9 protein-coding genes and 1 pseudogene are annotated in these 12134 nt (G+C 72.7%); 3 read left to right on the top strand and 7 right to left on the bottom strand.

Features of this window, described 5'->3' with window-relative positions:
• The first annotated feature begins 67 nt into the window (after nt 1-67).
• Nucleotides 68-1576 carry a glutamyl-tRNA reductase gene (locus ACFQRJ_RS07500; RefSeq protein ID WP_377018360.1) on the top strand — a complete coding sequence of 503 codons (1509 nt, stop codon included), beginning with the start codon at nt 68-70 and terminating at the stop codon, nt 1574-1576.
• A gap of 105 nt (nt 1577-1681) precedes the next feature.
• A complete protein-coding gene (locus ACFQRJ_RS07495; RefSeq protein ID WP_377018359.1) occupies nt 1682-2221 on the top strand; it encodes an MOSC domain-containing protein in 540 nt (179 codons plus the stop codon).
• A 15-nt stretch (nt 2222-2236) separates the two neighbouring features.
• On the opposite strand, the pseudogene ACFQRJ_RS07490 reads toward ACFQRJ_RS07495, so the two are convergent.
• From ACFQRJ_RS07490 to ACFQRJ_RS07480, 3 genes and pseudogenes are all read right to left on the bottom strand, one after another.
• Nucleotides 2237-2641 (bottom strand): annotated as a pseudogene (locus ACFQRJ_RS07490) (LysE family translocator); the annotation flags it as partial.
• 77 nt (nt 2642-2718) lie between these two features.
• Nucleotides 2719-3207 carry a hypothetical protein gene (locus ACFQRJ_RS07485; protein ID WP_377018358.1) on the bottom strand — a complete coding sequence of 163 codons (489 nt, stop codon included), beginning with the start codon at nt 3205-3207 and terminating at the stop codon, nt 2719-2721.
• Nucleotides 3208-3214: 7 nt separating this feature from the next.
• Complete coding sequence (locus ACFQRJ_RS07480) at nt 3215-3976, bottom strand: uroporphyrinogen-III synthase (protein WP_377018357.1); 762 nt, start codon at nt 3974-3976, stop codon at nt 3215-3217.
• Nucleotides 3977-4152: 176 nt separating this feature from the next.
• Between ACFQRJ_RS07480 and ACFQRJ_RS07475 the strand changes: the two genes are divergently transcribed.
• A complete protein-coding gene (locus tag ACFQRJ_RS07475; protein ID WP_377018356.1) occupies nt 4153-4419 on the top strand; it encodes a hypothetical protein in 267 nt (88 codons plus the stop codon).
• 30 nt (nt 4420-4449) lie between these two features.
• On the opposite strand, the gene ACFQRJ_RS07470 is transcribed toward ACFQRJ_RS07475, so the two are convergent.
• Genes ACFQRJ_RS07470 through ACFQRJ_RS07455 form a run of 4 tightly spaced genes read right to left on the bottom strand, consistent with a single transcriptional unit; the run spans nt 4450 to nt 12097 of the window.
• Nucleotides 4450-6630 carry an acyltransferase family protein gene (locus ACFQRJ_RS07470; protein ID WP_377018355.1) on the bottom strand — a complete coding sequence of 727 codons (2181 nt, stop codon included), beginning with the start codon at nt 6628-6630 and terminating at the stop codon, nt 4450-4452.
• Nucleotides 6624-8741: an acyltransferase family protein gene (locus tag ACFQRJ_RS07465; protein WP_377018354.1), complete on the bottom strand. Its 2118-nt coding sequence runs from the start codon at nt 8739-8741 to the stop codon at nt 6624-6626. Before ACFQRJ_RS07465 ends, ACFQRJ_RS07470 begins: the two co-directional genes overlap by 7 nt.
• Before the next feature lie 15 nt (nt 8742-8756).
• Nucleotides 8757-10097, bottom strand: coding sequence for a M18 family aminopeptidase (locus ACFQRJ_RS07460; RefSeq protein WP_377018353.1), 1341 nt, complete (start codon nt 10095-10097; stop codon nt 8757-8759).
• The gene (locus ACFQRJ_RS07455) at nt 10094-12097 is read right to left on the bottom strand and encodes a DUF6541 family protein (protein ID WP_377018352.1); all 2004 of its coding nucleotides are present in this window, start codon (nt 12095-12097) and stop codon (nt 10094-10096) included. The genes ACFQRJ_RS07460 and ACFQRJ_RS07455 overlap by 4 nt, the downstream gene beginning before the upstream one ends.
• Between the last annotated feature and the right edge of the window lie 37 nt (nt 12098-12134).

Raw genomic sequence — 12134 nt, 5'->3', positions numbered from 1 at the left:
CGCAACTATTGTGCACATCATTCCCGGGAGCGTCGTGCACGCCCCGGAGCAGGCCTAGACTGGCTGCATGCTCGCTGCTCTCCGCGCCACCCACGAGCACCTCGACCTCGATGTGCTGGACGCCCTCACCCGTGGTGCAGAGACCCTTCCCGCGGTGATCGACCAGCTGCAGGCCGAGCGGGCCGAGGCCGTCGGCGCCGCCCCCGTCATCTCCGGCCACGTGGCCGTGAGCACCTGCAACCGCCTCGAGGTCTACCTCGACACCGACCGCTTCCACGAGGGCGTGGACCTCGTCATCGACGCCGTCGCCCGCACCAGCGGGCTGGACCGCGAGGTGGTCACCCTCTGCTTCGACGCCGCGATGGACACCCCGGTGCCGCGGCACCTCTACGAGGTCGCCTCCGGGCTGCGCTCCCTGGTGGTCGGCGAGGCGGAGATCACCGGCCAGGTGCGCCAGTCCTTCGAGACCGCGCGCCGCGCCGGGCGCACCACCTCGATGCTCCACGACCTGTTCCAGCACGCCTTCCGCTGCGCCAAGCAGGTCGCCACCCAGGCTCCGGTCGGCGCCGCCGGCCGCTCCGGGGCGGCGGTCGCACTGGACCGCGCCGGCGTCGAGCTGGGCGGCTTCGAGGGGCGGACGGTGCTGATCGTCGGCACCGGCGCCTACGCGCGTCTGGGCCTGGCCGAGCTCGCGCGCCGGGGCGTGGGGGATCTGCAGGTGTACTCGCCCTCCGGCCGCGAGACCGGGTTCGCCGAGCGCCACGGGGCGGTCATGGTCCCGGCCGACGGGATCGACCGCGCGCTGCGCGAGGCGGACCTCGTGCTGGCCGCCTCCGGCCGCGGCACCTCGCTGTTCCCCGAGCAGTTCCTGGCCGCCGGCCGCACCGTCGTGCTGGACCTGGCCCTGCACTCCGACCTGCACCCGCTGGTCCCGCACCTCAAGGGCGTCACCGTGCTCGGCCTGTCCGATCTCGCGGTGGGCGTGGAGGCGAGCGACGACCCTGCGCTGGTCACCGCCCGCCAGATCGTCGAGGAGAACGTCGAGGCCTTCCGCACCCAGCAGCAGGTGCGCCGCATCGACCCGGCGATGGCGGCCCTGCGCCGTGAGGTCTCCGAGGCCGCCGATGACGAGGTCGATCGCCTGCGCCGCGAGGTCTCCGGCGAGACCGCGGACCAGCTCGAGCGCAGCGTCCGCAAGATCCTCGCCAAGGTCATGCATCAGCCCGCCGAGCGCGCCCGTCACCTCGCCGAGACCGGCTTCGCCGACGCCTACGTCGAGGCGTTCCACACCATCTTCGGCATCGACATCTCCTCCGCGCGGGAACCGGCCGACGCCGACGAGAGCGCGGAGGACGACGTGATGCCGGCTGGCTGGATGCGCGTGGACCGCACCGTCCCGCCGACGCTGACGGACGCCGACACCCTCGCGAGCGCGGGCGTGCCGAGGGTCGGGGCACCGACTGCAACCACCGGTTCGGCGCCGGCCGGCAGCACCGCTCCCCACACCGTGTCCGACGCCACGATCGCTCGCCTGGCCATGCGCGAGCAGCACAAGGGGACTGCCGCCTCGAGCTGAGGTCCATAGGGCCGGGGGCGAATGCAGCTCCTGCCGGCGCCCCGGACCAGTCTCTGTCCCTGACCGTCTCTGTCCCGGGAGGCTCCGTGCTGCGATCGTGGTCGCATGAGTCCGACGGTCGAGTCAGTCCACCTCAGCGCGGCACACACGTTCAGCAAGACCCCGGTTCCCGAGATCCAGCTCCTCGAAGGAGTCGGCGTCGCGGGGGATGCGCATTCGGGACGGACCGTCAAGCACCGCAGCAGGGTCGCCCGTGACCCGGACCAGCCGAATCTGCGGCAGGTGCACCTGATCCACGCAGAGCTCCTCGAGCAGCTCGCCGCCGAGGGGCACCACGTCGCCCCGGGGCAGCTGGGCGAGAACATCACCACCGCAGGCATCGATCTGCTCAGTCTGCCCGTCGGGACCCGTCTGCACGTCGCGGAGGCGATCATCGAGGTCACCGGCTTGCGGAATCCATGCTGGCAGATCGACGCCTTCCAGCCGGGGCTGCTCAAGCAGGTGGTCCGCAAGGACGAGTCGGGCCAGGTGCACAAGCTCGCGGGAGTCATGGGCGTCGTGGCCTGCGGCGGCACGGTCCGCCCCGGCGAGGGGATCAGAGTCGAGCTGCCTGCCGAGCCTCACCGCCGGCTCGCCGGCGTGTAGTCGAGGAGTTCCCGCTCAGGGACGGTGCGAGGTGGCGAGGTACGCGCCGAATCCGAGGAACGAGGCCCCGGCGACCTGATCGAGGCGGCGACGGGGACGTCGCAGCTCGCCGGACGGTCGGCGCATGGCGAACCCGGCCGCGATGTATGCGGCAGCCGCCAGCGCCTCCACCCCGATGTAGACCGCGGCGAGGACGAGAAGCAGCGACGCGGGAGCAGACGTCGGCATGAACTGGGGGAGGAAGGACGCGAACAGCAGGAGCGCCTTGGGGTTGGTCAGTGCTGTGATGAACTCCCGCCGCGCGGCCACGGCGCCGCGCTCCTCACATCGGAGGTCGGGGTGTCGCTCTCCCGCCCCGGCGTTCCTGATGGTGCTCACGCCGAGCCAGACCAGATAGACGACGCCCGCCCAGCGCAGGACCTCGAAGGCGACCGCCGCACCCTACAGCGTTCCCGCGAGGTTCCACCCCGCGATGGTGCGTGTGACCTTTCGACGGGTCAGCGGCGTCGGCGGAAGGGATTCCAGCGGAAACGGCGGAGTGCGGGCTCGTGGCGGGCAGTGTCGGCCGCGTCCGCACCGGCGTCGTCGTCTGCGCCGTCCTCGCCCAGGGCGACGTCAGCGAGCTCGGCGGGGTCGTCCTCGAGGTCGGTCGTCTCGACGTGGTCCTCGGCGAGCTCGATGCTGGCCAGCGCCTCGTCCTCGATCCGGTGGCCGTTCTCGTCGACCCACGTGTCGGTCCAGCCGACGTCGGACTCGTCGCGCGGCCGGTACTCCGTGCGCGGGCCCAGCGAGTCCCGCACGTCCTCGAGCTCGATCTGGGCCGGAGCCTTCACCTCTTCGCCGCGGTGGGGTACCGGGCAGGTCCAGAAGTACGGACATCCCGGGCAGCCGGCGGTCTCCTCGTCGGGAGTCGCCTCGCGCTGCATCTGCACGCCGTCGAACTGCTGCAGCATGCGCAGACGCGACTCGTAAGGATTGATCTCCATGTCGTGATCAGACTACTGCCAGAGCCCGCCGCACGGCCTCGGCGAGGCTCGCCTCGGTGGGCTCCGTCGCCTCGCCGTGGACCACCAGTCCCCGAGCCTCGGCCGCCGCGGTGACCGCGGCATCGCGCGTGAGCACGCGAATGTCCCGATGGATGCCCAGGTGACCGGCGAGCGAGGCCAGCATCGGCGTGGTCAGGGCGAGTGCGCCGTAGCCGCGCAGCCGCAGGTCCCGGACCAGCTGTGCGTCCAGGCTCACGCTGCGGGGCCGGTACGCGGTGGCCTGGGTCACCGTATAGCCCTTCGCCTCGAGAGCGGGGCGCACCGACGCGTCGGTCGCGGCGCCGCACACCAGCAGCAGGGACTCGCCGGCCGTGGACGCCTCCGGCAGGTCGCGGGCGATCGCCGCGTCGGAGTCGGCGGCGACCCGGGCCGCGAACACGCCCAGCTCGCGCAGGGCCGTGGCGGTCTCCTGGCCGACGGCGGTCACTGCCACGGGGACGGCGAAGGTGACCTCGTGACGGGAGTCAGTGGAGCCGTCGTAGGAGGCGAGGACCTCCGCGGCGCGGCGGCTGTCGACCACCAGGTGCGCGAATTGGCCCGCCGCCAGGGCTTCGACGGCGCGGCGGGTGTCGGTGTCGCGCTGGGCGCGCAGCTCGAGGAACGGGGAGTGGTCGACGCTCAGACCCATCTCCCGCAGACGCGCGATCAGCTCGGTGGCGCTGCCGGCGGGAGCCGGAACCAGCACGGGCAGAGTGGTCGCGTCGTTCATGCATTCCTCCAGCGTCACGGGACCGGTGCGGACTCACGACCGGCACGGACTCATTCTGCCCGACGGGCCGTGCGGTGGCTGACGGGCAGTGCGGTGGCCGACGGGCGTGGTGGGTGATGGGGTCGCAGCGCCGTAGGATCGTGCCCGCGCCCGACCACGCCCCACGAGGAGTCCCGATGAGCACACCGCAGCAGCGCGTCCACGACGCCACTCTCCGCCTGCTCGAGCTGCTCGAATCCGGCGACCCCCTCAGCCCGGAGGCGATCGAGCTGCGCGCCGAGCTGACCGAGGCCACCGCGGAGGCCGGGCAGCTCGAGGACGCGCTCTACCAGATCGACCAGCTCTTCAAGGACACCAGGCGGGTCCACGGCCCGGACCATGAGACCGTGGCGAGGGCGCGTCGGGCGGCGAGCGTGATCGAGGAGATCGCGCAGCGCGGCTGACCCCGACCCGCCGTGCGCCGGTCGATCCGGTCACCAGGTGAAACCGGCCTCCTGCAGCTGCGCGTCGACCGAACCGCCGAGCGATGCCATGTAGGTCGCCGTGGCGTGGTCCTCATCGAACATCACGTGCATGTTCCCGATCAGCGGAGGGCAGCTGCCCTCGGGACACATCAGCGGCTGGACGTCCACCGGGTAGAGATCGCCGCGAGCGGAGAGCTCCTCGAGCACCGCAGCATCGGGTCGCTCCGGCGGCATCTCGGCGGGATCGAGCTGCTGGGTGCACTCCTCCTCGCTGCCACCGGCCTCCAGGCACGCCACGGGATCCTCCTCCAGTCGCGCCCCATCGCGCAGGGCGATCACGTCGAAGCCCTCGTCCAGCAGCTGCGGCACGGTGTCCTCGACCACCGGGGTGACGACCTCGGGGCCCTCGTGCGGGACGGTCGTGGTGGCGACGGCGACCGCCTCCGGCTGGAGCTCGCGGATGTAGTCCATCGCGGCGAGGTTGTGCGCATCGCAGTCGGGACCCTTGTAGGACTCGATGCCCGGGGTGAAGATGCAGCTGGGCCGGCGCAGGATGATCAGGCGCCACCCGTTCTCGCGCGCAGGCTCCGAGAGCGAGACCGCATGCTGGGCGAGCCGCGAGTTGCCGACCGCCACGATCACCGGGCCGTCCTCGGGGCCGGCGGTCATCCGGCAGCTCTCCGCGACCGCGTCGTCCGCCGGGGCGAACCGCCCCGAGCATCCTTCTTCCAGGTGCTCCCAGTCCTGCTTCAGCGTCGCGGCCGACGGCAGGGGAGCCGCGTCGGGGTCTGCGTCGGGATGCTGCTCGTAGCCGGGCTCGAGCACCCTCCCGCCGGGGTTGTCGGCCACGGCGCGTCGCTCGGCCTCATCCGCGGCGCGCTCGAGCGCGACGTGGGCGCCGACGCTGGGCGCGAGGCCCAGCACCAGCACCGTCACGGCGATCCCGCCGGAGCGCAGCGGGCTGAGGTTCGCCCACCGCCAGCCCCGGATCGGCCAGTCCACCAGCCGGGTCAGGCCGTAGGCGAGGATCAGGCTGGCCGCGATGATGGTGGGACCGAGCACGAATCCGGCGTGCTCCCGCCCGGTGGCCGCGAGGGCGATCGCGAGGATGGGCCAGTGGATGAGGTAGAGCCCGTAGCTGACGTCGCCGAGGAATCGGAAAGGAGGGGAGGTCAGCACGCGGTCCGCTCCGAACCGGGAGCCGCTGACGCCCGCCAGGAACACGCCGGACGCCCCGAGCAGGGGGACGGCCGCGATCCAGCCCGGGAACATCGAGCGGCCGTCGATCAGGGCTCCGGTGGAGATCAGCACCGCCAGGCCGGCCCAGCCCAGCGCCACCCGGGCGGGGACGGACAGCCGGGCAGGCCGGCGCCGGCTGGCGGGGGTGGGCCGGTCGGAGGCGAGGCTCCCTGTGCCCCGGGCCGCGGGCAGCAGGGCGAGCAGCGCTCCGGCCGCGAACTCCCACAGGCGGGCGGTGGTGTCGAAGTAGGCCGTGGGCTGCTGGACGGCCGTGGAGTACAGCGACCATCCGAACGACCCCAGCGCGATGGTCCCGAACAGGACGGCCACCACCGTGCGCGGGGAGCGGTGCAGAACGCGGGCGAGCCCGGCGCACAGGGCGAACAGCAGCGGCCACAGCAGGAACACCTGGCCCTGGATGGACAGCGACCAGAAATGCTGCAGCGGGGAGGTGGCCACCGTGGCGGCGGCTTCGTAGTCCGTGCCGCGGTGGATCAGCAGCCAGTTCTCCGCCTGCAGCATCGAGGCGATCGCGTCGTTGATCGCCGGCATCCAAGTGCTGGCCGGCAGGAAGATCCGCACGGCGGCGAGGGTCGCCAGGATCACCACCGCGGCCGGTGGCAGCAGCCGCTTGAAGGTGCGCGCCCAGTAGGCCAGCGGCGCCGTCGGCCGCCCTGACTCCAGGCGCCGCATGAACGTGCCGGTCAGGAAGAAGGCCGAGATGAACAGGAAGACGTCCACGCCCCCGGAGACCCGGTCGAAGAAGACGTGGTAGAGCACCACCAGGGCGATGGCGAGGCCGCGCAGCCCGTGCAGCTCCGGGCGGTGACCGCCGGTGGGCGGCGGCGGTGCTGCGGCCGGCGCCGCAGCCGGCGCCGCGGCCGCGGTGGCACGACGGCGACCCCGCGTCAGGTGGCGGGGCGGCAGGGACGGCTCTCGTGCGCTCACCATGAGAAGCCCGCGTCCCGCAGCTGGGCGTCGATGCCGGTCTGCATGGACTCCGCGTAGGTGCCCGTGAGGTGGTCGCGGTCCAGGGAGACCAGCACGTTGCCGACCACCGGGGTGCATACCTGCTCGGGACAGACCAGCGGGTTCGGATCCACGGCGTGGACCTCCTCGCCGGCCGCCTCCAGAAGGGCGGCGTCCGGACGGTCCTCGGCCAGCGGTGCGGGCAGCGGGCGAGCGCACTCTGAGGCATCGGCGCCGTGCTCGGCGACGCACGCCGCCGGGTCGATCTCCAGCCGCGGCAGGGCGCGCACCGCGATCACGGCGCTGCCCGCACCGGTGAGCTCCGAGACGGCTCGATCGGTGCCCTCGAGCACGCTCTCGCTGCCCTCGCGGCCGTAGGCGGTGGTGGCCGCGGCGACTGCCTCGGGCTGCGTGCGCAGGAGGTACTCGTGGGCGGCGTCCCCGAAGGCGTCGCACTCGGCGGAGAGGGAGGTGTAGGGGGCGTAGGTGCATCCGCCCTTCCAGAGCGTCACCACCGTCCACCCGTGCTTCTGGGCGAGCGCGATGAGGGAGGCGGAGAACTGCTCCATCCGGGAGTCCCCGACGGAGACGAGCACGGGCTCGCCGGGATCACCGGGGACCACGCGGCAGGCGGCATCGAGCTGCTCCGCCTCCCCGGCGGCAGGGGCCAGATCGCCGGTGCACTTCTCCTCACCGCTGACCCAGTCCTTGCTCGCCAGGGCGGCCGTGGGCAGAACCTCGGCATCGGGGTCCGCATCGGGATGCGGGGTGTAGTCGGGCTCGAGCACCCGTGCACCGGGATTGTCCGCCACGGCCCGGGCCTCCGCCTCGCGCTGCTGGCCCAGCAGGTACTGCTGGGCGCCGGCCACCGGGGCGAGGCCGAGGACCAGGCAGGTCGCGGCGACCAGCCCGGCGCGCCACGGCCGGGCGCCGGCCCAGGGCCAGCGCCGGATCGGGGCGTCGACCAGACGGGTCAGCAGCCAGGCCAGCAGCAGCGAGGCGAGGATCAGCGCGAGCCCGTCGGCGATCCCGGCGCGGGGCTTTCCGGTCGTCGCCAGGTACAGCGCCAGCAGCGGCCAGTGCACCAGGTAGAGCCCGTAGGAGACGTCTCCCAGCCACGCGGCGGGCCGGGTCGAGAGCACGCGGTCCACGCCGAACCGGTGCCCGGTGGTTCCGGAGACCAGGACCAGCCCGGCGGCGGCCAGCGGCCAGGCGGCGATCCAGCCCGGGAACGCCCCCTGCACGTCGACCAGCAGGCCGCAGGCGACCAGCGCGATGATCCCGACCCAGCCGGCGAGCACCCACACCGTGGTGCGCTCCGGCGCCGGGCCCCCGGCCCGGTGGGAGCCGCGGGCCGTGCGTCGTGCCCGCCACTGCTCCCATTGCGGCAGGGCGAGACCCAGCAGGGACCCCGCGGCGAACTCCCACAGGCGCGCCGCGGTATCGAAGTATGCGACCTCCTGCTGGGTCGCCGTGGAATGCACCGACCAGGCGAAGGAGGCCATCAGCACGAGGGAGATCACGACGGCGAGCACAGTCCGCGGCGAGCGGCCCAGCCGGCGCGCGACCAGCACGGCCGCGGCGATCAGCAGCGGCCACAGCAGGAACACCTGGCCCTGGATCGACAGGGACCAGAAGTGCTGGAAGGGCGAGCTGCCGGAGTCGTCGGCCGCGTAGTAGTCCACCCCGCGCTGGACCAGCACCCAGTTCTCCACGTGCAGCAGCGAGCCGATCGCGTCGGTGAGCGCCGGCATCCAGCGCTCCGGCGGCAGGAGGAGGTACACGCCGCCGAGCGTGGCCAGGGAGACCACCGCCGTCGGCGGCAGCAGACGCTTGAACGTGCGCGCCCAGTACGCCGCCGGGCGCGCGGGCTCACCGCGGTCCACCTTGCGCAGGAAGGTGCCCACCAGCAGGAACGCGGAGAGGAAGAGGAACACGTCCACCCCGCCGGAGACCCGGTCGAAGAAGACGTGGTAGAGGACGACGAGGCCGATCGCGAGGCCGCGCAGTCCGTGCAGCTCCGGGCGGAAGCGGCCGGCGTGGGTGGCGGCGGGAGCCTCCCGGGAGGCGCTGGTGATCGCAGGTGCAGTCATCGGGCAGGGGCGGTCTCAGCCGCGCAGGAACGCGGCGCACGCCTGCTGCAGCAGCAGCGGGTCGGTGCTCGCGCACATCTCCCTCGCGGAGTGCATGGACAGCAGGGTGATGCCCACGTCGACGGTGGTCATGCCCAGCCGGGTGGCCGTGATCGGGCCGATCGTCGAGCCGCACGGCATGGCGTTGTTCGAGACGAACTGCTGGTACGGGATCCCCGCGTGCGAGCAGGCGGCGGCGAAGGCGGCGATGCCGACGCCGTCGGTCGCGTACCGCTGCTGGGCGTTGATCTTCAGGATCGGACCCTCACCCAGGCGCGGGCGGGAGACGGGGTCGTGGCGCTCGGGGTAGTTGGGGTGGGCGGCGTGGCCGGCATCGGCCGAGAGCACCATGGAGGAGGCGAAGGCGCGACGACGGGAGGCCTCGTCCCCGCCGATGGCGGCGTGCATGCGCACCAGCACGTCCTCGAGGAAGGGGCCGGCGGCGCCGGAGCGGCTGGCGGAGCCGACCTCCTCGTGGTCGTTGGCGACCATCAGCGCGATCGGCGCCTCGTGGTCCGCAGCGAACCCCCGATGCTCCCGGGCGGTGGTGAGCAGGGCCTCCGTCTCGGCGTGCACGGAGGTGAGATTGTCCAGCCTCGCCGAGGCGAGGAACTCCTCGCGGGCGCCGAACAGGGCGGGCGGCTGGGCGTCCACGGTGACCACGTCGAAGCCGACGATGTCCTCGAGGTGGAGCCGATGGCCGTCGGCCCGTGCGTGCTGGAGCAGCACGTCGAGCACGTTCAGCGGGCCCAGGCCGAGGATCGGCTGCATGTGCCGCTGGGGGTCGAGCCGGAGCCCGTCGGTGTTCACGGCACGGTCCAGGTGCACCGCCAGCTGTGGAATCCGCAGGATGGGCGAGGTCTGCACGAGCACGGTGGAGCCGTCGGCCAGGGCGAGTCGCCCGGCCAGTCGCAGCTCCCGGTCCAGCCACGAGTTCAGCAGCGGGCCGCCGTAGACCTCCACGCCGGCCTGGGCCAGACGCTCGGCACCCAGCTGCGGGTCCGGCTTCAGCTTCAGCGCGGGGGAATCGGTGTGGGAGCCGACGATCCGCCACGGGGTGTCGGCGTCGGTGCCGTCGGCCGCGGACCACGCGATGATCGAGCCGTCACGGATGACGTAGCGGTCGCCGATCACGTCCTCGGCGCCCCACGCGGCCGTCTCCTCCAGGCGGGTGAAGCCCCCCGCTTCGAGCCGGCGGGCCGCCTCCGCCGCGGCGTGGTAGCTGGACGGGGAGGCGGTGACGAACTCCCCGAGGTCGAGGGCGGCGGCGCGGGCGGGCCGGGACGTGGCGACGGAGGAGAGGGAGGAGGGGGTCATTCGTTCATTGAACCATCGGTGCCGCGGCACGGGAGCATGCGCAGCAGGGCGGCGTCACCCACGCGCAGCACTTCCTCGGCCGCCCCGGTCTCGGAGATCTCGTTGAGGCCGGTGTAGGTGGCGGTGCGCCCGTGGAGCTCCTGGGGCCCGAAATCCAGGGCGTACTCGACGTCGAGCTCGTCGGCGGCATCGCACACCTCGGGATCGGTCCGTGCCTCGTCCAGCTTGGCGTTGAGCAGGTGGACCTCCGGCTCCGCCTCGAACCCCATGAAGGTGTTCAGCACCGGCCGGTCCGAGATCGCGTACGCCAGCGCGCTGCCGTTCCACGCATTGGTCGCGATCACCGCGTCCTCGGGGACGACCTCCGGCACCTGCTCGAGGAGCTCGCGCTCGTCGTCGCTCAGCAGAACGGGGTACTTCCAGTTGTCGGCGAGATAGATCGAGTTGACCCGGGTGCTCGGCGAGACCAGGCTCAGTACCAGCAGCGCGGCCGCGAGAGCGCCGGCGGTGACGGGGCCGGCGGCGGTGCGCAGCCGGGGGCTGCGAGCAACAAGCGACCGGCCCAGCGCGTCCAGGCCGACGGCCAGCAGTGGGATCGCCACCACGGTGGAGACGGCCACGATGCGATAGTTGTCGCTGTACCAGTTGCCCGTGAGCAGGTAGCGCAGGTCCCCGGTCGGGGTGGCGCGGGTGGCGACCGACAGGCCACCCGCTGCCAGCCACGAGGCCACCATCCACCGCGAGTCGGTCCTCACCAGCACGGCGACCAGGCAGATCAGCATCACGACGCCGAGCGGGATCCAGGTAGGGCTGGCGTTCGGGGCCAGCGAGCCCACCTGACCGATGGCCTGCCGGAGCGTGGCGTTGGGTTCCCACACGGACGAGCTCTGGGGAGGACGCGCGGCGGTCCACAGCCAGAGCGAGGCGGTCGTCGCGATCACGGTGAGCGCGGCGACGGGCCACAGTCGCGCCAGGGCGCCGGGGACTCGCCGCGCCAGCTCGGAGATCCGGACTCCGCTCGCCCAGAGCAGGATCGGCACGCACAACACGATTCCGGCGAACACGCCCTGGGGGTGGGCGAGCGCCACGGCGCCGCAGGCAGCGGGAAGCAGCAGTGCGAGCTGGAGGGGTCGCAGCCGGTGGGGACCGTCGGGGGCGAAGCCGACCAGGTGCGCGACGGCGGTGACCACCACCGGGATCAGGGCGATCGAGAGCAGATAGGGCGCCAGCAGGCCCCATGACATGAGCGACAGGGGGAACGCGCCGGTGATGCCCGCGAGGCCGCCGGCCAGCCACCAGCCGAGCGGCCCGGTGCGCGTGGTGGTTCGCACCAGGGAGACCAGACCCAGCGGCCACACGACGGCGCCGAGCAGCAGCATCAGCACGTTCGAGGTGAGGATGATGTCGTTCTGCCCGGCCAGCTGCACCGCCAGGCTCGTGGCCTGATGCCACAGCGCCGGGTAGTACACCCCCTCCCCGGGCAGCGCCGTCATCCCGCCGACCACCCAGGCGGAGGCGTCGTGGGAGCGCAGGACATGGCGGACGGCGTTGTAGTGGAAGACGGCGTCGTACGTCTGGCTGACGGCCTGGATCGACCCCATCATGTGCAGAGCTCGCGCCACGATCACGCCGCCGCCGACCACGAGGCCGGCCAGGATCGCGGTCGCACGGCCCCGGGGGCGCGCGAAGAACTTCTGCACCTCGGTGCGATCGCCGGGGTCTAGGGGTGTCTCCGCGGCCGCTGCGGGGCGGCGTCTCGCGGTGAGATGCAGAACCGCGCCCAGGAGCAGTCCGAGCACGAGCGCAGAGAGGATGGTCCAGGGGATGCCGAGCACATGGCCCAGTTCGGCCGCGATCGCGATCAGCAGCAACGAGAATGGGGCGACCGCGGCGGCAGCGGTCAGCAGGCGCAGACGCAGCGCCAGCACAGCGGGCAGGCCCGGCAGGACCAGCACCCCGAGGGCGGCGAGAACCGTCCAGAGCACCCCCAGAGACTCCACGCGGGTGCACCTGCTTCCTGGAACGGCCGGGCACGGA

It is taken from the genome of Brachybacterium sp. GCM10030252, from assembly GCF_042666535.1.
Classification (GTDB): domain Bacteria; phylum Actinomycetota; class Actinomycetes; order Actinomycetales; family Dermabacteraceae; genus Brachybacterium.
This window is presented reverse-complemented; position numbering and strand designations above follow the sequence as displayed.